The sequence below is a fragment of the Verrucomicrobium sp. BvORR034 genome (genome assembly GCF_000739635.1).
Lineage (GTDB): Bacteria > Verrucomicrobiota > Verrucomicrobiia > Verrucomicrobiales > Verrucomicrobiaceae > Verrucomicrobium.
The window spans coordinates 1-26,123 of the sequence record NZ_BATQ01000022.1; the positions used below are offsets into that span (position 1 = coordinate 1).

General features: G+C 60.6%; 15 protein-coding genes and 1 pseudogene. 10 read left to right on the forward strand and 6 right to left on the reverse strand.

Annotated features, from left to right (window positions below):
* Positions 1–319 precede the first annotated feature (319 nt).
* The gene (locus BV034_RS04705) at positions 320–1,357 is read left to right on the forward strand and encodes a lipase family protein (RefSeq protein ID WP_265592627.1); all 1,038 of its coding nucleotides are present in this window, start codon (positions 320–322) and stop codon (positions 1,355–1,357) included.
* Here BV034_RS04705 and BV034_RS04710 read toward each other — a convergent pair.
* The 3 genes from BV034_RS04710 to BV034_RS04720 all read right to left on the reverse strand — a co-directional run bounded on the left by BV034_RS04710 (position 1,290) and on the right by BV034_RS04720 (position 5,548).
* Positions 1,290–1,820 (reverse strand): pyridoxamine 5'-phosphate oxidase family protein, encoded by a 531-nt coding sequence (locus tag BV034_RS04710; RefSeq protein ID WP_050024624.1) that lies wholly within the window; start codon positions 1,818–1,820, stop codon positions 1,290–1,292. The two genes, BV034_RS04705 and BV034_RS04710, sit on opposite strands and share 68 nt — an antisense overlap.
* 125 nt (positions 1,821–1,945) lie before the next feature.
* On the reverse strand, positions 1,946–2,809 hold the full coding sequence (locus BV034_RS04715) for a hypothetical protein (RefSeq protein ID WP_050024625.1): 864 nt from the start codon (positions 2,807–2,809) through the stop codon (positions 1,946–1,948).
* A 54-nt stretch (positions 2,810–2,863) separates the two neighbouring features.
* The gene (locus BV034_RS04720) at positions 2,864–5,548 is read right to left on the reverse strand and encodes an autotransporter-associated beta strand repeat-containing protein (RefSeq protein WP_050024627.1); all 2,685 of its coding nucleotides are present in this window, start codon (positions 5,546–5,548) and stop codon (positions 2,864–2,866) included.
* A 90-nt stretch (positions 5,549–5,638) separates the two neighbouring features.
* Here BV034_RS04720 and BV034_RS04725 point away from each other — a divergent pair, with 90 nt between their 5' ends.
* From BV034_RS04725 to BV034_RS04760, 8 genes are all read left to right on the forward strand, one after another.
* The gene (locus tag BV034_RS04725; protein WP_265592628.1) at positions 5,639–6,727 is read left to right on the forward strand and encodes a MoxR family ATPase; all 1,089 of its coding nucleotides are present in this window, start codon (positions 5,639–5,641) and stop codon (positions 6,725–6,727) included.
* A 16-nt stretch (positions 6,728–6,743) separates the two neighbouring features.
* Positions 6,744–7,658 (forward strand): DUF58 domain-containing protein, encoded by a 915-nt coding sequence (locus BV034_RS04730; RefSeq protein ID WP_050024629.1) that lies wholly within the window; start codon positions 6,744–6,746, stop codon positions 7,656–7,658.
* A 9-nt stretch (positions 7,659–7,667) separates the two neighbouring features.
* Positions 7,668–9,869, forward strand: coding sequence for a BatA domain-containing protein (locus tag BV034_RS04735; protein ID WP_081887575.1), 2,202 nt, complete (start codon positions 7,668–7,670; stop codon positions 9,867–9,869).
* A complete protein-coding gene (locus BV034_RS04740; RefSeq protein WP_050024632.1) occupies positions 9,866–12,280 on the forward strand; it encodes a hypothetical protein in 2,415 nt (804 codons plus the stop codon). The genes BV034_RS04735 and BV034_RS04740 overlap by 4 nt, the downstream gene beginning before the upstream one ends.
* A gap of 22 nt (positions 12,281–12,302) precedes the next feature.
* The gene (locus BV034_RS04745) at positions 12,303–14,009 is read left to right on the forward strand and encodes a DUF4175 family protein (protein WP_050024634.1); all 1,707 of its coding nucleotides are present in this window, start codon (positions 12,303–12,305) and stop codon (positions 14,007–14,009) included.
* Between the two features lie 56 nt (positions 14,010–14,065).
* Positions 14,066–16,678, forward strand: coding sequence for a hypothetical protein (locus BV034_RS04750; RefSeq protein WP_050024644.1), 2,613 nt, complete (start codon positions 14,066–14,068; stop codon positions 16,676–16,678).
* A gap of 13 nt (positions 16,679–16,691) precedes the next feature.
* A complete protein-coding gene (locus BV034_RS04755) occupies positions 16,692–17,498 on the forward strand; it encodes a hypothetical protein (protein WP_050024647.1) in 807 nt (268 codons plus the stop codon).
* A 150-nt stretch (positions 17,499–17,648) separates the two neighbouring features.
* On the forward strand, positions 17,649–18,446 hold the full coding sequence (locus BV034_RS04760; protein ID WP_050024649.1) for a hypothetical protein: 798 nt from the start codon (positions 17,649–17,651) through the stop codon (positions 18,444–18,446).
* A gap of 88 nt (positions 18,447–18,534) precedes the next feature.
* Here the strand turns inward: BV034_RS04760 and BV034_RS04765 are convergent, their stop codons facing one another.
* The 3 genes from BV034_RS04765 to BV034_RS35660 all read right to left on the reverse strand — a co-directional run bounded on the left by BV034_RS04765 (position 18,535) and on the right by BV034_RS35660 (position 22,263).
* Complete coding sequence (locus BV034_RS04765; RefSeq protein WP_050024651.1) at positions 18,535–19,698, reverse strand: hypothetical protein; 1,164 nt, start codon at positions 19,696–19,698, stop codon at positions 18,535–18,537.
* Positions 19,699–20,194: 496 nt separating this feature from the next.
* A complete protein-coding gene (locus BV034_RS04770) occupies positions 20,195–21,193 on the reverse strand; it encodes an HTTM domain-containing protein (RefSeq protein ID WP_081887576.1) in 999 nt (332 codons plus the stop codon).
* Positions 21,190–22,263 carry a leucine-rich repeat domain-containing protein gene (locus tag BV034_RS35660; RefSeq protein ID WP_265592629.1) on the reverse strand — a complete coding sequence of 358 codons (1,074 nt, stop codon included), beginning with the start codon at positions 22,261–22,263 and terminating at the stop codon, positions 21,190–21,192. Before BV034_RS35660 ends, BV034_RS04770 begins: the two co-directional genes overlap by 4 nt.
* Before the next feature lie 108 nt (positions 22,264–22,371).
* On the opposite strand from BV034_RS35660, the pseudogene BV034_RS04780 reads away from it, so the two are divergent.
* Positions 22,372–26,123, forward strand: a pseudogene (locus BV034_RS04780) (hypothetical protein); the annotation flags it as partial.

Below are 26,123 nucleotides of genomic sequence, written 5' to 3' on the forward strand. Positions count from 1 at the left end.
TGACAGTTTCAAGTTCCGTGGCCCCGGCGGCGGGCGCAGGGGACGTGCTCTGCGCCAGGGCGGGGAGGCCCAACAGCGCAAAGGCCGAAGTGTAAAGGAGGTGTCGTTGTTTCATGTGGTTGTGGCCTGGCGTGTGCCAGTGGTACCGGCAGTCCCGCGATGGGGAGTCGAGGCTGCCAATTTGCAGATATTGCGTCTGCGTCTCAGCTTCAACATAAAACCCGGGAGTGGGTTGCGCGGTTTTTCGTCAGGTGCCGCATTTTGCCAACTGGGTGTTGAAAATGAGGGGATTGTATCGCCAGTGCAGTGTCGTGCGGACTTGCCCGGCATTGCCATTGATGCGACCGTGGTAGGAATGGATGCCGGTCCCATCCTGGCAGTGCTGCCAGAAGCCACGCCTGAGAATCTGTACCCGCCGTGTCGACACGCGGCGTTTTTTTCCTGTCGGGAGGCCCATCCCTTTCAGCCGGCGGCCAGGAACTTCAGTCTGGTGAATGCCTCCTGGCTGGCTGATGCGTCCCTGCTCGCGTATGACCCGGAGGGGGACTATCTGGAGAGCGTCTGGGGTCGGGCGGGTTTTCGTCAGGTGCTGGCGCTGGATGGCCGCAGTTCCAGGGTGGTGGTAGCGGCAGGTGAAGACGCGATCATTGTCACCTTTCGTGGCACCCAGGTGTTTTGGCCGGGTAGGCCCGCTGCCTTTGGTGCGGTCATGGCGGACTGGCTGACGGACGCGCGTACCGGGATGGTGGCCAGCGGTCACGGCGGGGAGGTGCACGAGGGCTTCAAGGCGGCGCTGGACCAAGTGTGGCAGCCTCTGAGTGCTGTGGTCGAGCAACTACGCCACGAGCATCCTGGGCGTGCTCTGTGGGTCACGGGGCACAGTCTGGGCGGGGCACTGGCCTCCCTGGCGGCCCAACGCTGGGCGGAGCGGGTTTCAGGAGTGTACACCTACGGTTCGCCACTGGTGGGGGACGAGGGCTTCAGCCGCGGGATTGTGGCCCCCTGCCATCGTTTTGTGCACCAGGCGGACCTGGTCACAGAGGTGCCTCTGTTTGGGCTGCGGCTGACGCTCCCCACCGGTTGGTCACGCTACGCGCACGTGGGTGTCCGTCATTGGATCGATGCAGACGGGCGTCTGCATGTGGGGGATGGGGAGGCCTCCGGGCCCCCAGTGTCTCTCGCGGAGGAACTGACTGCCCTGTTTCGTGACAAGCTCACAGGCACGGCGCTGACCCTGCAGCACCATGCTCCGTTGTACTACGCGCTCCGGTTGCGTCAAAACCTCGAACTCAAGTCGTCGCCCGCATCGGGGTGGCCGGCTCCAGGCACAGATCAGACGCAGGGACCTCCACCCTGAGGCCGCTGGCAGGGGAGCTGCATTCGATGGACTCCACCGTGGTCTCGATGGCGACGAAGCCGGGGCGGTGGGAGTATTCGTTGAGGAAATAAGTGTGCGTCTTGTCCTCCACAGAGCGCCAGATGTGCTTGAGCGTGGCGGGGTCGTCAATGATGCTCGCCTGGCCGCTGAGATGGAGGGTCAGGCTGAGATCTTTGTTGAAGAACATCCAGCTCACCCGAGGATTGTTCCGGATCTGGTCCACCTTGCGCGCGTTCGCAGCGGTCAGGGTGTGGAAGACGGGGAAGTCGCCAAAAGAGAGGGTGGACATCCAGCGCATCTGCGGCTGGCCGCTGGCGTCCGTAGTGGCGAGGATGCCGGGATGTTGGCCATTGATCAAGCTGCGGGCCAGGCCGAGGAGGTCGCCGCTGTCTTCGATGTCGAAAGAGGTTTCGTCGAAGGTGAACTCAGGGGACGTGTTCATGGCAATAGAGGAGGGGTGGCGCCAGAGGCTGGGAGGGACCTCGTCCTCTGACATGAACATCCTACCTCAACGCCCCCCTGGGCGATGCCTGCCGCTTGCGGATTGGGCGGCAGATCTTGGCGAGGTCAGGGCTCGTCCGTCGGGGATGCCAGCGTTGGGGTCGTCGAAGCCGATGCCTGGTCTGCGTGGTGGGCGAGGGTTTCCGCGTTCACCCGAACGTCTTCACCGGTGGAGAAGACGTGTCGTTTTCCCTTGAAGTCATAGACAATGACCAGCGTCTTTTTGCGGCCAGGATGGGGGTCAGTCTCCAGCCATTTCGGGTTGGCGAGGAAGGCGACCTCCGGCTGGTGCACCAGCCCATTCACCCGGGCGGTGACATCCGCAAAGCGGGCACCGGAACCGAATACCGCGGAGATGATGAGAACATCGGTGTGGCGGGTCTTTGCCGCCGGACTCAAGACAAAGGAGGAGTTCGTGAGGCCGATGGACAGCGAGGGGGCCTTCCAGACATCTTCAAACGCCACATGGGAAAAGGTGCCTTCCATGATGACTTCATCGCCTTTTTTGAGCTGCTTGAGCCGGGCATCCCACTCCTCGGTAAAACCGCCAAAGATGCGAATGTGGTAGCCTTCGTTGTTGGGCACCTCCACGAAGAGCGTGGGCCCGGGCCAGCGGGCGATCTGGCCGACATGCACCTTGAACCGGGCGGTGGCCTGGGGCGTCACCAGCACTTCCTTGAAGATGCTGTTAGCGGCATCCTTCTCGTCCTGTGTCCAATTTTGCGCCTCTTTCACGGGAGGGCTTGCAGGCAGGGTAGCGAGGATTTGCTGGTAACTCTCCAGGGGTCGGGTCTCTGTCGCTCGCTTGGGCGGGGCCTCGGCAACAGGGGTGCCAGGAGGAGGCGGCTCCGGAGGAGGGTTGGCGTTGAGGGCGGTGAAACTGCCGACGAGGCAGACTGGCAGCAGGTAGGGGAGCATGCGGCGTTTCATAAGCGTGTTGCGAGATGCAGAAGGGCCCTGAACAGCCTTGGTGGATTTTCTGCTTCAGTTGTTCAGTGCCCGACGCCTTCTTCGGGGCAGGAACAGGCCGAGGCATCCCCCCACCAGCAGGAGGGCCCGGGACGGCTCAGGGACGACGTAGATGATGCCGTGGCTCAGGAACTGGTCGGTGGCGAAATACCAGCCGTTGTCCAGGTTCGTGGGAACAACCAGATCTGTGAGGGTGAAGGATCCGCCGGTGCCGTCGGCGTTGAGATTGAGCACCGACCAGTCCACGAGATTGAAGACGTCGCCCCACTGGGCCTTGTACCCCGGGGCAAATTCTACCGTGATGGTGCTGCCTGCATCCAGCGTGAGGGTGCCGCTGACGACCACGCTGTCATACTGGCCGCCGCTGGAGGCGGTGGAGAAGGCGGTGACCTGGGCGGCATCCATGGGATTGCCCGCCCTCGATGAGGTGCCCGCCAGATTGAGCAGCAGGCGTGGGGTGAGGGCGGTGGCACCACCGGTGAGGGTGAGATCGCCCGTGGTCAGGGTGCCCGTCTGGTCTCCCGCGCTGGCAATGGCGGAGAGGGCGGCATTGCTGCTGCCTCCCGGTCTGAGGGTGGAGCCGCTGCCGACGACCAGCTTGCCACTCACCGTGCCGGAGCCGGAGAACACCTGGTTGGTGAGGGTATAACTTCCCGTGCCGCCAGCGGCAAGATCGGCCACATTGAGCGTGGCCCCCGCGTCCACCTGGATCCAGGGGCTGGCATTGACGCTGCCAGTGCGGCCGGTGATGGCATCAAGAGCCAATGAGAGCGTGCCGCCGCTGATGGTGGTCTTTCCCGTGTAGGTGTTGGTGCCGTGAAGTACGAGCGTGCCCGCACCGGTCTTGGTGATCCCGCTGTCGTTGGCACCCTGGATGATGGGCGTGATGGTGGTGATGCCATCTGTGATGTTGAAGGTGCGCGTCGCCCCCTGTAGATCCACGTTCGCGGTCACCGCAGTCGAGCCCACGGTGAAGGCGTTGGTGCCGGAGGCGGTGACGTCCCCGCCGAGGTTGACCTGGGCGATGCGCCCTGCCGCGCCCAGATTGCCGAACTTGATGGTGGTGCCCGTCATGGTGAGGCCGCCTGCGCCCATAGTCCAGATGCTGTTCCCCGAGTTGGCACCCAGTTGCAGCGTGCTGCCCCCGCCGAGCACGGTGGTGTGGCTGTTCAATACAGCGCTGCTGTTGAGGGCATCATGAATTCCTTTCGTGACAGTGAGCGTCCCGGTGATGGTCAGATTGCTGAAGGTGGAAGTCGAATTGGTGTCGATGGTCAGATTGGCGAAGGTGTCCAGACGGTTCGAGGAGTTGAAGGTGCCATTCACCACCACGGAGGCCCCGTCTGCGATCTGGTTGCTGACAGTGGCGTCAATGATGAGGCTGGCACCGGCGGCCACCGTGATGTCACCCTGCACGGCGGGACTGGTGGCGCTCTTGAGCCGGAGGGTGCCGGCATTCACCCTGGTGGCACCGGTGTAGGTGTTCGCCGCGGTGAAGACCACAGTGCCGCCGCTGATGTCCACGCTGCTGCCGGTACCGTTCACGAGGGCGACATTGATGTTGAGTGTGCTGGTATTGACGGCCCCGATGTCCATGCCCTCGCCGTTGATGGCGATCTTGCCGCCACCCGTGCCGTTGATGTTGGCGGTCACGCCTGCCGTCGTGAGCTGGATGCCACTGCCGCCATCCACTCCGATGCCAAGGGTGTTGCCCAGGATCTCCACGGTGCCGGCGGCCGTGAGGCTGAGTCGGCCCACACTGTTGGCGGAATTGCCAAGAGTCAGGGTGGAGGCGGCAGCATGCACGAGCGTGCCCAGCCCCGTGATCTTGTTGGCCACCACGATGTCGTCACTTCGATTAAACCGAAGCGTGGTGCCGGTTGCCACCGTGACGTCACCGGAGCCCAGGCTTCCGGTCGTGCCGCCATTGCCGATCTGGAGCGTGCCCGCGGAGATCGTGGTGCCGCCGCTGTAGGTGTTGTTCTGGGTGAGGATGGCGGTTCCGTTGTTGGTCTTGGTGATGCCGTTGGTGCCCTGCATCACCACATCGATGGTCAGGGCGAGGGAGGCGGCGTTGGGTTTGATCTGCCCGTTGGCGGTGCCGAAGTTGAGCGTGTAGTTGTTGCCCGCGTCATTGGTGATGGTGACCGTGGTCTTGTAGCTGCCACCCATGTCGATGCCTTGCAGGGTGATATTCTCCCCCAGGGAGAGTGTCAGCGTCGCGGGGGTGGGGACGGTGCCGCTGGTGGCGGAGCCAAACCGGGCGATGCTGTTGGTGGCGTTCACCCAGGCAATGTTGCTGCCACCGGCCTCGGTGGTATTCCAGTTGCTGGGAGAGCCGGTGGAAGTCCAGACGCCCGTTGTGCTCCCATATTGAGCTCCGGAGGTGGCGGGATCGCCATCCCAGTAGAAGTCAGCGGCCTGTGCCCAAGGACCCCAGTGGCACAGCAAGGGAAAGGCCAGCAGGGGGATGACGTGGCGGAAGGCGCGGACGCGGGTGAAGCGAAAAGCAGAAGTGGAGAGGGCGGGCATTGGCGTGGGGGAGTCGCCCCGGTCCCTCACGATGGTCTGCCCGTCAGCGGCACGCGCAATGCCGATGGGAACAAACAGCTTGAGGGGGCTTGGATGGGAGCGACCGATATTCTGAGAAAGACGGGCGAAGCCTGCAATTCGGGGCCGGGAGGTTTCCAATGTCTCCATTGTCCTATGGGGTCTAAAGGATTCACTTGGGGAGAAGGATGGACGGATGGTTCAGGAATCGATAATCATGTGATCAAAACTGATTCGAAAATGCGTATTCATGAATCCAACGCCATCCTGACCTCCAGCATGTCCAACCGCCCCGGCCCCTCTCCCCAAGAACTGGCAACTGAACAGGCGGCGGAGGTGATCACGCCCGAAGCGGTAAAGGAATGCCGCGAGATCTACGCGGCCATTCAGAAGGAGCTGGCGAAGGTGATCGTCGGCCAGACCAAGGTGGTGGAGGAGATCCTCATCTCCATCTTCACCCGTAGTCATGCCCTGCTGGTGGGCGTGCCCGGCCTGGCGAAGACGCTGCTCATCTCCACTCTGGCGGAGACACTGCACCTTTCCTTCCGCCGCATTCAGTTCACGCCGGATCTGATGCCGAGTGACATCACCGGTACGGAGGTGATCTACCAGGATCAGGCCAGCGGGAGCAAGCAGTTCAAGTTCCTGGAAGGACCGCTCTTTGCCAACATCATCCTGGCAGACGAGATCAACCGCACACCGCCCAAGACGCAGGCGGCCATGCTGGAAGCGATGCAGGAGCGTCGTGTGACCGTGGGGGGCGTGACCCGCCCGCTGCCCCAACCGTTCTTTGTGCTGGCCACGCAGAACCCTCTGGAACAGGAAGGCACTTACCCGCTGCCAGAGGCGCAGCTGGACCGCTTTTTGTTCCTCATTCATGTGGGCTATCCCACCGAGGAAGAGGAGCTGGAAGTGATGAAGCGTGGTTCAGGGGTTCAGACAGAGAAGCCTCAGGCCGTGCTGGACGGGGACACCATCACCCGGGTGCAGAACGTCATCAAAGCCATCCCGGTGGCGGACCATGTCTTCCGGTATGCCCGCCAGTTGGTGCGCAGCACGCGCCCGAAGGAAGAAGGGGCTCTGCCTTTCTGCAGCAAGTACCTTACCTTTGGGGCTGGGCCCCGCGCCAGCCTGGGACTGATCACGGCTGCCAAGGCGCATGCAGTGATCAACGGTCAGGTGTACGCCGGGTGTGAGAACGTCGCGGCCGTGGCCCCCTCCATCCTGCGGCATCGCATTGCACCGAACTTCTCCGCGCAGAGCGAGGGCATCACGCCGGACGTGGTGATTGCCAAGGTGCTCGCGGAGACTCCCAAACACGAGGCCTGATCTTTTTTTACTTTGCATGAGCCGGGAGCTGCTGGATGCGGAGGCGGTATCGCAGGGTGAGTCGCTGGGGCTCATGGCCCGGCGCATCGTCGAGGGCTATCGCGTGGGGGAGCATCGCTCTCCCTACCATGGCTTTGCCATCGAGTTTGCCCAGCACCGGGAATACACCGCTGGCGATGACACGCGGCACCTCGACTGGAAAATCCTGGGCCGCACGGACCGCTATTACATCAAGCAGTACGAGCAGGACACGAACTTCATCACCCATCTGGTGGTGGATGGCAGTGCCTCCATGAACTATCACTCCCCGGCGGCAGATGGCAGCCGGCGGCTCAGCAAGCTGGAGTACGCCAAGGTTTTGGCGGCCTGCATGGCCTATGTGATCCTTCACCAGCGGGACGCGGTGGCGCTGGCGCTGGTCGATCGTGAGGTGAGGGAATACCTGCGCCGCACGGACAGCCTGCAACGTCTGCCGCTGATCCTGGACCGGCTGGCGCGATTTCAAGGGTCCAAGGAAACCAGCCTGGGCGTGGCCCTGGACCAAGTGGCCGCAGAGGCCCGCCGGCGTGGGATCGCCATGATCTTCAGCGATCTCTTTGATGATGAAGAGGCGTTTTTCAAGGGCATGGAAAAGCTCTCCTACAGCGGCCAGGAACTGGTGGTCTTCCACGTGCTGGATCCCCATGAGCTGACCTTCCCCTTTGACGGCACCTGGCGCTTTCGGAATTTGGAAGGGGCCGATGAGATCCAGACGTCCCCGGCCGATTTCAGGGAGTCTTACTTGAAGAACTTCCAGGCCTTCCGCGACCGGATCAAGAGTGCCTGTGACCGCTTTCAGGCCCACTACGTGCTGGTGGACACGAGCCGGAGCGTGGCAGAGACGCTGAGCGGGTACCTGGCCTTTCGCAGCTCGGTGAGGAGGAGGAAGTAACCTGCGCCCATGAGTTTCCTCGCTCCCCTCATGCTCGCCGGGCTCGCGGCGGTTTCCCTGCCGGTGCTGATGCACCTCATGAACCGCTTCCGCGCCCGGACGACGGACTGGGCGGCCATGCGGTTCTTGGAAATCAGTGTGCGGCGCAACGAGCGGCGGGTGCGGCTGGAGGATCTGTTTTTGCTGCTGCTCCGCTGCCTGCTGGTGGTGCTGGCGGTGCTCGCCTTTGCCCAGCCGGTGCTGAAAGGGCCGCCTGCCGCAGGGAGCGATGAGAAGGGGCCAGTGGCGGCGGTGATCCTGCTGGACCACTCTGCCAGCATGGCCCAGAGCACGGGGGCGGAGACGCGGTTTGACCAGGCCCGCAAGTCGATCCGCTCCTGGCTGGACGAGCATGAAAGCGGCTCCATGGCGGCGTTGTTTTTGGTCTCGAACCGCACGGAGTCGCTCATGGCCCGGCCGGAGCCCCAGTTCGCTTTGATCCGCAGCCTGCTGGACCAGGCGGAGGTGACGGACCGGGGCAGCGAACTGGTGCAGGGCATCCGGCTGGCGTGTGAGGCCCTGCAGGGAGTGTCTGGCCTGCCGCGGGAGGTGCATGTGTACACGGATGGTCAGGCCACGGCCTGGCTGAAGTCTGAGGAGCTGCACCGCGTGGCGGAGGCGCATCCGGACGTGCTGATCAAGCCGGTATGGATCGGTGGCGCGTCTGCGGGCAACCTGGCGGTTGTTTCCTTGAAGGCCGAGGGTGGCATGCCTGCTGTGCGGCAGCCCTGCCGGTTCCTGGTGGAGGTGGCCAACTTCGGGGCTGCCCCGGCGGAGAACGTGCGGGTGACCCTGGCACTGGACGGTGGCGCTCCGGCGGCGGAGGCCATGATCCCCCAGATTGCGCCCGGTGGCACACAGGCGGTGGGCCTGGTGTTGACCTTTCCTGAGGCGGGCTATCACTCGGTGGCGGCGGCCATTCCTGCGGATACCCTGACTGCGGACAACACGCGGACGGCTGCCATCGAAGTGGCGGCACAGATGAATGTGCTCATCGTGGAGGAGGATCACGCCGGCCCGGCCATGGACCGGGATGGTTATTTCCTGGCCAACGCCCTGGTGCCCACCGCGCGGGAGCGGGCGGCGCGCTACTATCTGGGGGCGGAGTTTGTGAGTCCCGCCAGTCTGGTCGCGGAGTTGCAGAATGAAAACAACCTCGCCACGCAGGCGGTGTTTCTCTGCAATCTGGGGCCCGTGTCGGCCAGCGTCACCAGTGCGCTGCGCCAGTTCGTGAAGAGCGGAGGGAACCTGGTGGTGTTTCCCGGCCCGCGGACCTTTGTGGAGGAATGGCAGGCCAATGCCGCGTTCTGGGATCTGCTGCCGGCCGCGCTGGAAGCTCCCGCTGCTGATGATCCGGGCCGCCCCCCGGTGGCGTGGCAGTCCAGCGGGCTCACTCACCCGGTGACCGCGTTTTGGAATGACAGCGCCCAGGGAAATCTGGGCGGCATCAAGTTTCATCGATACTTCCCTCTCAAGCTCAAGACTCCCCAGACGGAGGCTCCGGAAAAGTCTGCATCGCCAACGGCAGCGGAGGAGGAAAAGGTGCCGACGAGCGAACCACGTGTGATCAGCCGGCTGGTGAACAACGAGCCCTCGGTGGTGGAGTGGGGCTTTGGTGAGGGGAACGTGGTGCTCTTCAACAGCACGGCCACGCCGGACTGGAACAATCTCCCGCTGCACCCGGCCTTTGTGCCGTATCTGCAGCGGCTCATGGGCCACTTCAACCGAAAGAATGAGTCGCGTCTGGTGCTGGCTCCTGGGGACACGTTTCGCAAACCCGTCGCCGCCGAGTGGGACGGCAGGGAGTTCGCAGTGCAGGGCCCTGGTTTCCACGAACCGCGGCCCGCCGGGCGGGTGGTGTCGGATGACGGTGGCTCTTTCCTCCGCTATGCGGGCACGGACCGTGCGGGCGCCTATCGGGTGACCGTGGCCGGCGAGCCGGCGGCGATGTTTGCCGTGCAGATGGCGGCACCGGAGTCGGATCTGCGGCTGGTGGACCAGGAGAAGATCAAGACGGCGCTCACCGTCACGTGGGCTCCCGAAACGCCGGTGCCCGACACACAACTCGTGGTGAAGCAGGAGTTCTGGACCCTGCTGATGTGGCTGGTCGGAGCCTTTTTCCTGCTAGAAGCCTTTTTTGCCCATCGCCTCAGCCGGGCCCGATCTGCATGAGTTTCCCTTTCCCCAGTTTTGACATGGCCCTGGCCGCATCTGCTCCGCAGTGGGCGCTGGGGTTCGAGGGCATATCACCCGGGCTGGCTGCCGCATTGTTCCTGGTGCTGGCGGTGGGTTGCATCTGGGCCTATGCCCGCTGGTCATCGGGTGTGGGCATGGGGCGGCGTGTGGCCATGGTGATGCTGCGCGTGCTGGCGGCGCTGGTGCTCTGTCTGCTGCTGGCGCGCCCGGTGCTGCGGCTCTCTTTGAAGGAGCGGGTGCGGCAGCCCCTGCTGGTGCTGGTGGATTCCTCGGAGAGCATGCAGTTTCCTGATCAACGCCAGCAGCGTGAAGACCTGCAGCGTGCGGCCATCGCCACCGGCATGGCTTCACCTGAAGGCGGTCTGGGGCAGAGCCTGCCACCAAGTGCGGCTGCTGAACTGGGTGAGGTGAGCCGGTGGGACCTGCTGCAGAAACTGGCGGGCAATGACCGCCTGGCGCTCTGGCAGCGGCTTTCCGAACAGGCGGATCTTCAGTTCTACCAGTTCGGACGCTCGGCCTTCGCCCCCGCGCAGCCGCCTGCCATGGAGGAGGGGCGTCTGGGCACAGCCGGGGCATCGGCTTTCTTCAGCCGGCTCAAGCCGCAGGAGCAGGCCACAGCGATTGGCGAGTCCCTTAGACAGGTGCTGCAAGAGCCGCGGGCCCAGGCCCCGGTAGGCGTGCTCCTGCTCACGGATGGTGGAAACAACACTGGCACCTCGGCCATCGAGGCCTCGCAGATCGCCCTGGAGCAGAAGGTGCCTTTGTTCATCTACGGGCTGGGGGTGACCTCGCCGCTGGATCTCCTGGTGAAGGAGGTGCATGCACAGAAGCTCGCCTTTGCCGGGGAGCGTACGGAGGTGAAGGCGCACGTGCTTTCCCAGAGCCTGCCTGAGCAGCGGGTGGTGGCCGTACTGAAGGCCAATGGCGAGACAGTGGATGAACAGGAGCTCACACTTGGTGGTGATCGCGATCTGGAAGTTGTGTTTCACTTCATCCCGCGGACGGCTGGCGAGCTGAAGCTGGAAGTCTCGGTGCCGCTGCTGCCCGGTGAGGCAGGGAAGGGAAACAACGTGGCGGCCAATACGATGCGGGTGACGGATACGAAATTCCAGGTGCTGCTCATCGAGCAGGAGCCGCGGTGGGATTTCCGTTATCTCCTCGATTACCTGCAGCGTGATCCGCGTCTGGAGGTGAAGTGTGTCATGATCGACGGTGAACCCGGCCTGGAACAGGCACCGGGGTCGCCCTTCCTGCCGAAGCTGCCGGAGGACCGCGAGACGTTCTTCAAATCTCACGTGATCATCCTGGGCGATGTGAACCCGGAATCGCTGGGTCAGCAGCGCATGGAGATCATTGCCGAGTGGGTGGAGGCAGGGGGTGGCATCATCTTCCTGACAGGCTCGAATCACAACCCCAGGTCCTACGTGGGCACGCCGCTGGAACCTTTGCTGCCGGTGGTGCCGGACACCGTATCACCGCGTGAGTGGGTGCGGCAGCGTGCGTCGGAGCCTTTCAAGCTGGAGCTCACCCGTCCGGGCCGGGAGTCTGCCTACCTGCAGATGGACCCCAATCCTGAAGTGAGCCAGGAAATCTGGAGCCGCTTCCCCGGAGTGCGGTGGACGGCCCCGGTGTCCCGTGTGAAGACAGGCGCGGAAGTGTTATTGGTCGATACCCGGCCGGATCGTGAAGGCCGCTACGGTCAGCTGCCGGTGTTTGCCATGCAAGGCTATGGCGCGGGCCGGAGCGTGTACTTTGGGACCGATGAAACTTACCGCTGGCGGAGCCGCACGGGGGAAAAGTACTACTCCGTCCTTTGGGGGCAAATCATGCAGACGCTCTCCCTGCAACTGCTGGAGGGCGCCTCCCCGCTCACGCAGTTGAAGAGCGATCGCAAGCAGTACGTGGTGGGCGACCGGGTGGTGATCAGCGGCAATGCCTACACGGAAGGATTCAGCCCGCTCATCCAGCCCTCCCTGGATGGGATGCTGAAAGTGGAGGGGGCGGAGGGGCAGCAGCCCTTCAGCCTGCATGCCACGGAGCGGAATGCCTTCCGTGGGGATTTCGTGGCGGAAAAGCCCGGCCTCTACACCTATGTGACGCAGCGCGACCCGGATGGCATTGTGAGTTTCGAGGTGTTGGACGCCCGCCTGGAGCAGTCGCAAACCGCGCTGAACGACAAGCTGCTGAAGGCCATGGCAGATGCGGGTGGTGGGAAGTTCGTCCGGGAGGAGGACCTGCACACACTGCCGGATCTGGTGGCATCACGTGCGGCCACCGTGACGTCATTTAAGAAACTGGATCTCTATCACTCCGGCTGGTTCCTCACGGCGCTGCTGGCTTTCCTGTTTGGAGAATGGCTCCTGCGACGCCTGAGCCGCCTCAAGTAATGTTGAATGCTGTCCTTTCCGAATGAGCACTGAAACCGCACCGCAACGACCCACTGCTGCCAGCCGGCCCGAGCTGCCCGCGGACATCGGTCGCATGCTGGACCGCGTGCGCTGGCGGGAGGCAGGGTTGCAGGCAGCGGTGGGGCCGTTGTTGGTGCTGGCGGTACTCATGCTGCTGTGGGTGATTCAGGCCTGGGTGGACCGGCATCTCGATCTGTCCCTGCCGGTGCGTCGCTCCCTGTTGGGGCTGGAGGTGGTGACCGCGGTCGTCGCACTTTATTTCCTCGCCCTGCGCCCGCTGATGCGTTTGCGCTCCCGGCGGCAGGCAGCTCAACTGGTGGAGGGGTTGCGCCCGCAGTTCCGCTCGTCGTTGATTTCCGCGGTGGAGCTGACCTCTCCGCAGGCCCAGATGGAAACCGCTCCCCAGTCCCGGGCGCTTGTGGCGCAGATGCTGAGCGATGTGTCTGAAGAGGTCGGACGGTCCGATCTGGCGGGGGAGCTGTTTCGTGCTGACGGGGTGAAGCGGTGGGCGTGGGGCTTGCTGGCGGTGCTGGTGGTGGCGGGCGGGCTCTGGCTGACGCAGCGGCCTCTCTCTACGCTGTTGGTGCAGCGGCTGTTCCTCTCCAGCGTGGCGTTGCCGGGTGATACCGCCGTCGTCTCGCTCACCGGGGATTTGCGCCTGGATCCGGGTATGGATGCGCGGCTGAGTGCGCGGGCGGAAGGGCGCATCCCATCGATGGGACGGCTGGTGGTGAGTTACCCCGGCGGCCAGCAGGATGTGGTGGAAGTGACGGCTTCCGCTGAAGAGGCCGCCGTCTTTACCCACGTAGTCAAAAATGTGCGGGGCTCGTTCCAGTACCGGTTTGAGCTGAATGACGGCGTCGGTCCGGAGCACCGGGTGACGGTGGTGATCCCACCCGCGTTAAAGGAGATCCGCTTCACCCAGATCTATCCTGCCTACACGGGGCTGCCAGAGACGCGCATGGCTCCATCGGCCTTGCGGCTGCTGAACGGTTCCAAGCTGCGTCTGGAGGCAGCGGCGACTCTGCCATTGGAATCGGCGGTTCTTGAAATAACAGGAGGGGAGTCGCGAGCGCTGACTGTCACGGGTGAAGATCGGACGGCCCTGACGGTTGAGCTCCCGGTGCCGGCCCGTGGCTGGACCGGGCTGAGCCTGCACCTCAAGAGCGCGGATGGCACCCCGTCCGTGAATGATCCGGTGTACCGGGTGGAGATCGTGACGGACCAGCCTCCGATGGTGGCGCTGCTGCAGCCGAAGAAGGACCGTTTGAGTTTGTTGCCCCGGGACAAGGTGCCGCTGGCGTTTCGTGTGACGGATGACTATGGGTTGAAGCGGCTGGTCCTGCAGTACCGCATTTTCCGGCCCGGCCTGAGCGAGTTGAGCGAGGCCACAGAAAAGGGCAGCGTGGAGGTGGAGTTCCCAGAGGGCGAAAAAGCCTTCATGCACAAGCTGGAGTGGGACCTCGGCCGCATGGTGCCACCACTCACTCCGGGGTGCCGGGTGACCTGCTGGATGGAGGTGGAGGACAACAACACGGTGACCGGACCTTCCGTTTCCAAGAGCATCGAGAAGCTCATCGACATCGTGACCGAGGAACAGAAGCGCCTGGAGCTGCTGGAACTCCTGGGTGAACGCGCTCGCGCCATTGAGAAGCTCTATGACATGCAGCGGGCCACCAATGAGAAGACGGACCAGTCCATCCGCTAGCCAGCTCCCGTAGGAAAGCCAGCTGCCACCCCGTATTAATCCCCACTTTGAACGCCATGAAACCGCATCCCGCCCTGGCCACTGCGTTCGTCCTGCCCTGCTGCCTCACGGGCACTCTGCTGGCGCAGACCACCCTGCCGCCTCGCACGGCTGCCTACCAGCACAGCGTGTCCCAGGAGCAATTGCGGCTGGAAACGCGCCGACAGGAGGTGGAGATGCTGGAGGTGCTGGGAGAGCTGGGGCAGTACCAGTTCACCAAGAGCGAGCATGGCGAGCTGAAGGACGTGCTGGGCCAGCTGGACGGTGTGGCGGAGAAGAACATGCCTGAGGTGGTGCGCCTGTTGCGGGAAGCCAGCCGTCAGGATCAGGTGGATCAAACAAAGTCCCGACTGGTCTCTGCCAGCACGGGGCAGAAGACCATCCAGGCCCAACTGCGCGCCATGGCGGACCGCTTGTTGCTTCAGCGTGATGAAGCCACCCTGCGGGAGCGCCTGCGTGCGCTGGCCCTGCGGCAGAAGACCAATCAACGCGAGACCGAGCGGCTGGCGAAGCAGAATCACCGGCCTGAAGAATTGCCGGCGGAGCAAGCGGGCGCCCTGGCGCTCACGAAGTCAGAACAGACTGGTCTGCAGGAGGAGTTGCGCCTCATGAAGGAGTCGCTGGACCGCCTGGCCAATCATGCGAGCCCCTCGCGAGATGCTTTTCGGGAGGCGCTCAACACCGCCAAAGGACGGGGGCTGGAAAACCTGCCTCGTGAGGCGGTGGAGAAGCTTCAGCGCAATCTGAACGAGGCTGCGCACGTCGAGGATCGCATTCACGAAGGGCTCATGGCGGTGATGGAAAACCTGGATGCGCGGAAGCCCAAGGAGCAGCAGTTGCAGGAGCTGGCGAAGGACCTGCGTCAGATGGCGGCCCAGCAGGAGCGTCTTGCCCAATCCACGCCAAAGGCCCAGACGGCCGACCAGCAGAGTTTGAAGAAGGAGCAGGAGAAGCTCTCCGACCAGATGGAACTGGCCAGAAAGGCGCTGGAGAAGCTCGATCAACAGGCCGTCAACGAGGCGAAAAAGATCGAGGAAACTTCCGACCAGCTTTCTGAGAAGCTGGACACCAAGGATCTGCTGTCCAAGGCCGACCAGGTGGCGGAGGTGGCAGACACTCAGCAGGCGCTCGCGGACAAGATGGAGGCCCTGGCGGAGAATCTCACAGCCCAGGCGAAACAGATTGCCGAAAACGATGCCTCGCAGCCGGAGCGTCAGGCCCGTGCGCTGGCGGAGAAACTCCAGGATCTGGCCAAACAACAGGACAACCTGGCCAAGGAGACGGCGGAGGCCAACGGGGCCAAACAGGAGGAACTGAAGAAGCAGCAGGACCAACTCGTGGCCCAGGTGGAGTCCGCGCAGCAGGCGATTGAAAACCTGAGTCCGGAGGCTGGCCAGAAGACGCAAGAAGCCGCCAAGGAATCCAACCGGGCGGAAGAGATGCTCGGGCAGCAGAATTTCCTCGATACCCCGGAGAATAAACCGCAGGTGGCCGATGCCCAGAAGAAGGTGTCGGAGCAGTTGCAGTCAGCCAGCAAGGCGCTGCAAGACAAGGCTCAAGCCCTGGCAGAAGCCCGGGCCCAGCAAGCGGATGCGGCTCAAATGGCGGAGCAGGCGGCCGCCGCGGCGGAGAAGCTCAAGTCGCTGGCCCAGCAGCAGGAGCAGCTGGCCGAGGCGGCGGAGGAAGCTGCTGGTGGAGAGGCTCAGGCGGATCTGCAACAGAAGCAGGCCGCCTTGTCGGATCAAATCCAGCAGGCTCAGGCGGAAGCCGCCAAGCTCAATCAGGCTGCAGGAGCCAAGACGGCTGAGGCGGCGAAGGGTTCGCAGTCAGCCTCCGAGCAACTCAAGCAGCAGAACATGCTGGCTCAGGCAGACCAGAAGGCGAAGCTCGGCGAAACGCAGCAGCAGGTGGCGGATCAACTCAACGCTGCCGGTGAGCAGTTGCAGGCGCAGGCTGAAGCGATGCTGCAGTCCCAGCAGGACACTGCCCAACAAGCCCTGGCATCTGCGGTGAATGAAGTGATGAATGCCCGCAGTCAGGTGCAGCTCGCCCAGCGACAGATGGAGCAGGGCACCCCTGCGGAGCAGGTGCAGGAGCGCCTCGGCAAAGCGGCGGAGGCCTTTGACAAGGCCAACCAGATGGCCGCAGCATTGACCAGCCCTGTGCCCAAGAGCGTGGGCGAGGCTCTGCAAGAGGGCAAGGAGAACGCCGGTGAAGCCAAAGCAGGATTAGACAAGAACACTCCGCAGGCTCTGCCATCGGAAAAGGTGGCGGAGAAGACAGCAGAAGCGTTGCAGAATGCGGACCAAGCCCTGGCTGGCCTGCAAGAGGCGGCCGCGCAACTGGCTGCCCAGCAGGCGGCTGAGGATCAAAAGATGGCCCAGAACGCGGCCAAACCAGGCCAGCAGCAGGGGAAGAGCCAGCCTTCATCTTCCAAGAATGCGAACTCTCGGGGCGAGTTCATGGAAAGCAGGTCAGAGGTTTCGGACTTCTCCGCGATCTCGAAGCTGCGTGGTGGCCAGCGGGATGCCCTGGATCTGCTCAAGCAGGAAAAGGTCTCTCCCGAGTACGAGGCGCTGGTCCAGCAGTACATTCGCAATCTGGCAGATGGCCAGGTGCCCACGCCCTGACAGCAGCGCATTTATGAAACAACTCTTGCGCTATCTTTCCGTCTTGCTTGTCCTGGGCTGTTGCGTCATCTCCCGGGCGGCAGAGGAGGATGAGATCCTCTTTGGCAGCAAGGAGAAGGATGCTGCCGGGCTGATCGCGATCATCTACGACCTCAAACAGACACAGGCGCGCAAGCCGTCCAATGTCTCTGCGGGCGAGTATCCTGATGTCATCAAAGAGTTCCTTCAGAAGGGCTGGGATGAGCTGGTGCTGAACCGTTTCTTCCGCATCACCCGGCCGCTCTACTCCACCCAGATCTTCATTCCGCAGATCTCGGCCAACGTGGCTCCCAAGGCCTATGGCGTGGACAACGTGATGCGTCCCTCTGCCTGGGTCATCCACTACAAGGGACAGGTCTCGCCTCCGGAGGACGGCACCTACCGGTTCGTTGGTTATGCCGATGATGTGCTGGCGGTGGCCGTGAACAACAAGACGGTGTGCATTGGTGCCCGCCCCGACATGGAGATGAAAAGCATCTGGAAATCCACCGATCCACAAGAGGGGGCGAATGCCTTCAACGGCAATCTCGTGTATGGCGACTGGATCCCGATGAAGAAGGATGAGCCCATCGATCTTGATGTGCTGGTGGGCGAGCGCCCGGGCGGTGAGTTCGGCGCCTTCCTGCTTTTCCAGAAACAGGGTGTGACCTATGGCAAGGACCGCCACGGTAAGCTCGTGCTTCCGGTGTTTCAACTGGCCAAACAGAATATTCCCGGCAAGGACGATGGCAGGTCACCGCCTTTCGAGAAGGCAGGGGAGTTGTGGAAACAACACAAGTGAAATTAGGAATGTTGAATTATGAATTATGAATTGGAGCTCGCATCCATCGGATGTGGTGCTGTTACACTGATGAATTTCTAATCTCTAATTCATCATTCCTAATTTTTGAAGTTATCTGTGCCTCTGTGGTTTAATCGGAATTGCCACCGCATGAAAAGCGTCCTTCTCCTTGTCCTTATTTCCTTGATGCCGCTGGCTGTGCCGGGGGTTGTCGCGCAAGAGTTGGGGCCGGCGGCGTTTGGTTCATCCGAGAAGACCGACGGTGCCATGATCGGCATCTTCTATGACTTGAAGCAGACGCAGAAGCGGGAGAACCTGCCCAATGACTACCTGAAAACCTTGGGCGAATTTTTGGACAGCGGTTGGGATGAAAATGTCTTGAGCCGGTTTTTCCGTGGCACGAAACCTGTTTATGCGACGGAGGTGCTCATCCCCACCATGAAGGCAGCGGCAGCTCCGCAGGCCTTTCACCTGGAGAACGTGGTGCGGCCTTCCAGCTGGTTTGTGATCTATAAGGGACAGGTGTCACCGCCTGAGGACGGTACTTATCGCTTCGTGGGCGTGGCCGACGACGTCCTGGCGGTGGGGGTGAACGGTCGCACGGTGCTGGTCTCGCACTTCAGCGGGATGACAGATCACAGTCACTGGGTGGAGCCGTCGCCCAAGGAGCGGATTCCCTGCTGGGCTGGCGTCATGAAGCGCGGCGACTGGTTTGAATGCAAAAAGGACCAGATCATCGATCTCGACATCCTTGTCGGAGAATTCCCCGGCAATCTCTTTGGAGCCTGGCTCCTCATTGAAAAGAAAGGGGAGACCTATCCTGTCGTCAAAGACTCCGGTGGAAAACCCATTCTCCCCCTCTTCCAGGTGAAAGCCCGTCCGGACAACGACAAGAAGAAAGACGTTCCCTTCAGCATCAACGCCAAGCCCTGGACGTGTCATCGGTAGGTTGGCACCCCGGAGATGGGTCTAGGGAGGGTTTTGGGAGCTGGGGACGGAAGCGTCACTCGTGTGGCTATTTGGAAGGTAGGGATGCCTACTTCTCGAACTTCACGTTTAGCGATCGGTATTTTGTAACGAGATCTGCACGCAACTGGGCATCTGTGCGACCGGCCAGAAGCTTATTGAGGTGTTCAAGAGCCCATTCGTCGTAGGAGCCGGAGTTCCGGTCGCGAGGCCGTGGCGTCTGACCCTTGGTGTCGCGGAAGGCGCGCCAACCGAGTGCTTCCTGGGCGATGTTCCTGTAGTAGGAGTGAAGTGCCGTGCCACGGCCGTCCCCGTCCAGATAGCCGAAGTAGTAAACCAACAGCATGCCATCAAAGTAGTTTTGCCTGCGCATCTGCTTCACATCGGTGCGCAGGGCATCTTTTGGCGTCCTAAGGTAGGTGATCAAACGACCGGAATCGAGCTCCACGCCAAGCGTTGACTGTTCTTGAATTCTTTGTTTAAGCGCACTCTCTACGCCTACAAATCCAAGGCCTCCATCATGATGGGCCACCGTGCGGACAAATTCCTCCAGGCCAAGATCGGACCATGGGTATGTCAGACTTCTCATCTCGCCCAACAAGAGGCGGGTTGTCAACCCGATGACCGCCCCTTCATTTTTCTCTCGAGAGTCGTAGGCATATCTCGGCCCCACTTTCTTCAATCCCAATGCAGTGAACTTGCTGAAAATGTAGTCGTCCTTGGATCCTCCGGCCGAGGAGTCATTTCCGCCGAGAGCAATAAAATCATCGTCGGTCTCGGCCAGATGGACGAGGAAATGAGTGCCCTTTTCTGGTCTTGGCTGCCATCCCCAGGGGACCTGGTAAAAGAAGGCGCGGACCAGTTCGAAATCCGACGCCACCTCCCTGAGCACTGCAGGAGTTAGAGGCGCAGTGGATACAAAACCGAAGGAGCCCGACTGATAGTGGAACTTTCTCTCCTCAACTTTCTGAGCCCCTTCAGTGATGACAAGAGCTTTGGGATTGATGTTGACGCTTGCAGGCCAGGTCAGCGGGCCCACCGGAGCGGGTGCGGCAGATGGACTGACGCGAGGTGTGGCGCCAACTGGTTCGGCGCCTTCTTTTCGGCTTAGGCTCTTGATGAAGAGTTGGTCTGGCGTGGACAGCGTCGCAACGGGGATGGAAGACTGGCTGCCGTTTTCCAATTGCAGAACCACTGCACTCTCGGTGGCGCTAACGAATGTCGCCTTGATCATCTGCCCTTTCTGATTCGTCCAAACTCTGCTGGCAGGTTCGGTTTGTGCGGGAGCGCAGAGGGGGATGGCTAGGGCAACTAGCAGCCCCAGCTGGAGAGTGGACCGCAGTTTCAAGCAGACTTGCATGGCTGGAAGAGGTGTTAATGTTTCGGCCTGTTCGTCTTTTTAACAAAACTCAATGGTAAAAGACAAGTGCGAAATTTCGATGTCCTATCGACCAACTGGTTGTAGCTACAGCTGAGAGGCGCTTTCCCATGACTCAAGCGACATGCGGCACCGCAGGAATTTAGTTTGCACAAAATCAAGCTGGAGAAATATTCGACGCAACAATGAGATTATTCTCTGGGGTGGCCGGCTTGCAATGGCGTCATTCACGAAATCAGAAGTCACAGCCACATGAGGGAACTTCGGCCACCCTGTGGTCTGGTTGGATCGAGCCAAAGTAGTGCATGAATCAAGGTTGGGGATTTTCCGGAAAGAGGAATGCTGCCTGAAATCAGCGCGCCAGGCGTCGAATCTTCCCCCAAATCTCCTTTGGACTTCTTTCCCGATACAGAAAAGAAACCCTGTTTATCCAAGACTGGGGAACAAACAGTAGATAGAATGCGATCATCTGCAGGCTGAAGTACACCAGCTCCCGCATGAGCAAGGCAATAACGATATGGAACATCAGCCCGGAAAGAATGACTGGGATTCTGATTTTCCTGATGCAAAAGAAGAAAGGGGCGAACAATTCGAAGCCCAGGGCCAGGTATTGCATGACTGTCCAGAACACTGGAGGCATGGTTCTGAGTGTCCAGGCAGCGAAATCTGTCCTATAGACGCCCTGGACGTGGGTCCACAAAACATCGGAGTGATTTGTCCAGTCACCTGGCAGGAGTTTGGAAAGGCCGGCGGTAAAGTATAGGACAAGCAAGAATCCTTGCAGCAAGCGCAACAGCGCGGCGCTCTGTGTCGTGGCTGAGTTTGCTGAAAGTGATGATCGCGGAGGGGCGGCCGCCAACATGAAATAGACGATGACGTATATTTTGTTCAGCGTAAAGGACGCCATGTAGTCCACTCTCTGTACATAGAGAGCGAGCAAGAACAGCCCAATCAGCAGGAGGCGGTTCCGAAGTCCTGCGAGAAACAGGGCGATGCTACCAAAGAGCAAGACTCCAAAAAAAGGCACCATCCATTCATTCAGCAACGGAAAGGCAGCCGGGTAGTTCATCAGGCGCAGGTCTTCACTATTGAGATGGAACCCCTTTTCCGTGAGCCATTCGAGAGGGTGAGAGAAGTGATGCAGCATCCAGAGGAGGAACGATGCTGTGAACAACCATGCGAAAGCGTCCACCTTGGCGCAGTCCACCGGTCCTATAAGAAACCACTCTGACTTTCTGGCCAAGCGGCGGAGTGCGGTCTCTGGCCCGGAAGAGACTGGCGCGGCATTTTTTCCGGATGCACTGCCAGGGTGCGGACCGGCGGGTGTGGAGACGGGGTCGAAATCAGTCATGGCTTTTTAGCAAGTTCGTCCAATGCAGGATTTGATGAAACGGCAGGAAGGGGGGTGGCAGATGTTGTGCCGGACTGATAGAGATTGGCATGCTGTTTCCAGAAGGCGGCAAGAGCTTCCTTTGTGATGGAAGTGCCCTCGATGCGTATCGTTTTGAGATTGCGTAGAATCAAAAGGCGTTTGAGCCCCTTGGCCGTGACCTTTGAGTTTGAGAGATCGACTTCTTCCAAGTTGGGCACTTGGGAAAGGGCCTGGAGATCATTGTCGGTGATGGTGGCGCCTGAGAAGTCGAGCACTTTGAGTGTCGGTGAGGGGGCGACATTGCGAAACTTTGGTGGGTCGGCTTGCGGGGTTGAGTCTGAAGATTGAGATGTGGCTGGATTTTGGAGTGGCTTGTTCCTCGCAAGGGTCGGGCGACGTGGAGTGTTTGTGCGTTGTGCAGGATTGGTAGTCACACCTTTGGCGGGAGGGCTATCGCGAACCGGTGCGCCAAAGTTGCCGGATCTGCCTGCAGCCAGTGATCCTGACCGGTTGGCAAAATTGTGTGTAGAAAGGATACTGGTGTTGGGGTCTCGTGTGGGTCTCGTTCGGAATTCCCATGCTCCCTGGGGAGTGGCAAGCTCTGGGACCCCGATCATCCAACGTGTTCTGCCGAACTCCACACGAACTACGTCCTGGGGAGGGTAGGAACTGGCAATCCATTGGGCAAGGCGTCGCTGTACGCCTGGTGCGGCGGGGCCATAGGATTCCACAATCATGCGGTCGAGTCTGCTTCGATCGCCGAACACATTGATTTCCGAAAAAGTTTTCAGTGGCAGTTCATGTCGCGAACCATCGCGAAAAGTGACGAACACACGGTCTTGCAACCAGGACTTGGCCCGTGTTGTAAAAAGTCCTGCGAGCCGACATTCATAGTCAATGGAGTTGCGTGCATCCGTCCAGGGCAGTCGTCCTCCACAGCCTAGTACGACACTTGCTGCAATAACCCGGAGGCTGATGAAAATGAAAAATCCCCAGGCCCACATGAGGTGCGGGGGTCTGTCTATTTTTGTCACTTCTGGATCACGCATAGTGGAGATGTAGTGGAAAAAATTTACCTGGTAAATTCTTTTTTTGCTCGACCTCACGGCTAATCTTTGACAAATGTGTGAAAAAACGACCATTAATCAATGCCCAAAATGAATCCCATGCTTCGACTATCGACGTTTCGGTCTCCCTTGGCTGGCTGGATACAGATTGTTGCATTCTCCGTCCAGATGCTGGGACCGCTGCCGGCCAGTTTCGCAGTGGATGAGGATCCGGAGCCTCCTCCCTCGCTTCCTGAGTGGTTTGATGGAGATGGTGATGGACTCACTGATATCGAGGAAACCGGGCAATTCGGGACGAATCCCCTTCTGGTGGACTCGGATCAGGACCTTATTACAGATTATGACGAGATCAGGTTCACGCACACAGACCCGAATGTGGCGGATTCTGACGGCCAGGGAGGATCTGACTATGTTGACTTTTTCGGAGCTGGGGTGCCTGCAGTGTCCACCTGGGACACGGACGGTGATGGGCTGGCTAACGAAATTGAGGGTTGGGCCAGCTTGGACCCGAATGTTGCAGAAACAACTCCGGGCACACCTGACTACGGAGTCTATCATGTTGCGCAGACACCATATGCAGGTGGTCCCAACGGCGACACAGACTTTGATGGACTGTCACTCGGCGAGGAGCAGACTCTGGGGCTTTCGCCGACAAATCCAGACACCGATGGAGATGGAGTGACGGATGGTGATGAGGTGAACCTCTACAATTCCAATCCTCTGTTTACCGACACGGATGACGACAATTTGAGTGATAGTGAGGAGATTTATATCTATTGGACCAATCCGGCGGTGCAAAAAAGCATGCACCCAGACGTCGCGGATGGTCTGGCAGTGGACACGCGCGATTCTGACCAAGACGGCATTCCTGACCGGGTGGAGAACTTTCTGGGAATGAATCCCTTCTCGGCGCTGGATGCGGCGGGGGATCTGGACGGGGATGGCGTCTCCAACCTTTCTGAATTCGAAACGGGGACAAGCCTGGTGGGCGACTTCCACCTGCGCTACGATCGGGACCGGGATGGGATGACGGATGTTTTTGAGTACTATTGGGGGCTGAATCCGTTGGACCCGAGGGACGGTGGTGAAGACAGTGATGGCGACTGGATCCTCAATAGTGAGGAAGCTGCCAGGAATATGAATCCGCGACAGGCGGATGAAGATGCAGATAGCGCGCTGGATGGCATTTCAATTGGCGCAAATGTGATCAATGGGGTGACTTCGCCTTCCATTTCGGATCCTCTGGACTGGGACAATGATGGGAAGCCGAACTGGGCAGAGTGGCTGTCTGGTGAAGATCCTCGGGAGGCTGACACTGATAGCGATCGCCTTGGTGACCGCTGGGAACTGGAACATGGGTTCAATGTCGGTTCAGATGATAGTGATGGCGATCCAGATGGGGATGGGCTGTCGAACGCGATCGAGCATCAGTTGGGGACTGATCCCAATGACCGCGATAGCGACGCTGATTGGTTGGATGATGGTTGGGAGGTCAAATGGGGATTCTCGCCTCTTGTCAATGATGAGGGCGTGGATGAACTCGACTATGATCGCGACCGTCTATCGAATTGGCAGGAATCGCTCGTCGATACAAATCCATTCGTCACAAAGGACGAAGATGAGGATGGGATGCCTGACGATTGGGAGATCTTTTTTGGATTTGAACCCACAGATCCTGATGATGCGGATGGTGACGCAGATGATGATGGACTGACAAATCTAACGGAAGTTCTGTTCGGCACCGATCCGGACTCGGCAGACAGTGACGAGGATGGGGTGGACGATGTGGAACAAAGTTTTGCCGATCTTTTGACCGAGCTTCAGGCGACCATTTATGCCAATGATGCGGACCGCGACGGCTTGAAGGACTCGCAGGAGGCAATTCGCGGCACCAATCCCCAAAATCCAGACACCGATGGTGATTCGCTACCGGATGGATTCGAGGTCCAGTTTAAGATGAATCCGCTGGTGCCCGGGGAAGAAACGCTCGATCCAGACAAGGATGGGCTGCCCAATGCAGTGGAGGCGATTCACTATTCCCCGGATCCCGCCAGCATCAATTGGTTCAATCCCATCAAATGGATTGATGCCGACCAGGATGGCATGCCCGATGACTGGGAAGTGATTTTCAACCTGGATCCGACTGACCCAGATGATGCCTTGGTGGACTCAGACGGTGACGGCTTGCTGAATCTCCATGAACATGTGTGGTCCGGCACGAATCCTCGCGAGCGGGATACCGATGGCGACGGGATGTATGATGGAGTGCAGCTTCGCGAGTCCGTGAAGACATTGAGCATCAAACGCGGGAAGGTGGGATTCCAGACGTGGGTGACCAAGTGGCCCAGTGATAATAGACCGGAAGCACTCCATGATGTCATGGCTACGTCAAGTGTGGGTGGAGGCGGGGCGCCGCCGCCACAAGGTGGTCCGGGCGGGGCGGCTCCTATGAAAGCCTGGGGAAAACTAAGGCTTGGACCTGGCGCGCTTGTCGGTGACGATGCGAACACAAATGGCATTCCCGACAGTTGGGAGTGGAATGTTGTGCTGAGTGATCCTGCGGCGGATCCAGACGGTGACGGACTGACAAATGTCCAGGAGTTACAGTACGCCACCAATCCCCTGTTGAGAGACAGCGACTACAGTGGCGTGAGAGATGGTGATGAAGTGAATTCCACCACGCCTACCAATCCCCTCGACCCCTCTGACGATTCGGGCGATGCGGACGGAGATGGGCTTCCCGATACCTGGGAGGTCAATCCTTGGTTGCAGGATCCACAGGGAGATCCGGACGACGACGGACTCGTCAATATTGACGAGCTGAACAATCACACCCATCCCTTGATGGAGGACACCGACCTCGGCGGAATGAAGGACGGTGATGAGGTGAACGACGACGATGGGGAAGTTGGCGCCGAAGACTGGCCAAGAAATCCACTTGACCCAGGTGATGACGGGGAGCCCGAGGAGCAGCCGCAGCCTACGATGCAGCAACCGTCGATGGAGCAACAAGAGCCCACAATGCAGCAGCCGATGCAGCAGCAGCCGATGCAGCAGCAGCCGATGCAGCAGCAGCCGATGCAGCAGCAACCGATGCAGCAGCAACCGATGCAGCAGCAACCGATGCAGCAGCAACCGATGCAGCAGCAGCCAATGCAGCAGCAGCCGTCGATGTACCAGCCATCGATGTACCAGCCGTCGATGTACCAGCCGTCGATGTACCAGCCGTCGATGTACCAGCCGTCGATGTACCAGCCGTCGATGTACCAGCCGTCGATGTACCAGCCATCGATGTACCAGCCATCGATGTACCAGCCATCGATGTACCAGCCATCGATGTACCAGCCATCGATGTACCAGCCATCGATGTACCAGCCATCGATGTACCAGCCAATGCAGCAGCAGCCAATGCAGCAGCAGCCGATGCAGCAGCAGCCAATGCAGCAGCAGCCGATGCAGCAGCAGCCGATGCAGCAGCAGCCGATGCAGCAGCAGCCGATGCAGCAGCAGCCGATGCAGCAGCAGCCGATGCAGCAGCAGCCGATGCAGCAGCAGCCGATGCAGCAGCAGCCGATGCAGCAGCAGCCGATGCAGCAGCAGCCAATGCAGCAGCAGCCGATGCAGCAGCAACCGATGCAGGGTCAACCGATGCAGCAGCAACCGATGCAGCAGCAACCGATGCAGCAGCAACCGATGCAGGGTCAACCGATGCAGGGTCAACCGATGCAGGGTCAACCGATGCAGGGTCAACCGATGCAGGGGCAGCCAATGCAGGGCCAACCGATGCAGGGCCAACCGATGCAGGGTCAACCGATGCAGGGTCAACCGATGCAGGGTCAACC

What these genes read in the sequence shown, in the direction of transcription:
- BV034_RS04710 (WP_050024624.1), bottom strand. Translation starts at nt 1,820, where the DNA reads ATGAACACGTCCCCTGAGTTCACCTTCGACGAAACCTCTTTCGACATC.
- BV034_RS04715 (WP_050024625.1), bottom strand. Translation starts at nt 2,809, where the DNA reads ATGAAACGCCGCATGCTCCCCTACCTGCTGCCAGTCTGCCTCGTCGGC.
- BV034_RS04720 (WP_050024627.1), bottom strand. Translation starts at nt 5,548, where the DNA reads ATGGAGACATTGGAAACCTCCCGGCCCCGAATTGCAGGCTTCGCCCGT.
- BV034_RS04725 (WP_265592628.1), top strand. Translation starts at nt 5,639, where the DNA reads ATGCGTATTCATGAATCCAACGCCATCCTGACCTCCAGCATGTCCAAC.
- BV034_RS04730 (WP_050024629.1), top strand. Translation starts at nt 6,744, where the DNA reads ATGAGCCGGGAGCTGCTGGATGCGGAGGCGGTATCGCAGGGTGAGTCG.
- BV034_RS04735 (WP_081887575.1), top strand. Translation starts at nt 7,668, where the DNA reads ATGAGTTTCCTCGCTCCCCTCATGCTCGCCGGGCTCGCGGCGGTTTCC.
- BV034_RS04740 (WP_050024632.1), top strand. Translation starts at nt 9,866, where the DNA reads ATGAGTTTCCCTTTCCCCAGTTTTGACATGGCCCTGGCCGCATCTGCT.
- BV034_RS04745 (WP_050024634.1), top strand. Translation starts at nt 12,303, where the DNA reads ATGAGCACTGAAACCGCACCGCAACGACCCACTGCTGCCAGCCGGCCC.
- BV034_RS04750 (WP_050024644.1), top strand. Translation starts at nt 14,066, where the DNA reads ATGAAACCGCATCCCGCCCTGGCCACTGCGTTCGTCCTGCCCTGCTGC.
- BV034_RS04755 (WP_050024647.1), top strand. Translation starts at nt 16,692, where the DNA reads ATGAAACAACTCTTGCGCTATCTTTCCGTCTTGCTTGTCCTGGGCTGT.
- BV034_RS04760 (WP_050024649.1), top strand. Translation starts at nt 17,649, where the DNA reads ATGAAAAGCGTCCTTCTCCTTGTCCTTATTTCCTTGATGCCGCTGGCT.
- BV034_RS04765 (WP_050024651.1), bottom strand. Translation starts at nt 19,698, where the DNA reads ATGATCAAGGCGACATTCGTTAGCGCCACCGAGAGTGCAGTGGTTCTG.
- BV034_RS04770 (WP_081887576.1), bottom strand. Translation starts at nt 21,193, where the DNA reads ATGACTGATTTCGACCCCGTCTCCACACCCGCCGGTCCGCACCCTGGC.
- BV034_RS35660 (WP_265592629.1), bottom strand. Translation starts at nt 22,263, where the DNA reads ATGCGTGATCCAGAAGTGACAAAAATAGACAGACCCCCGCACCTCATG.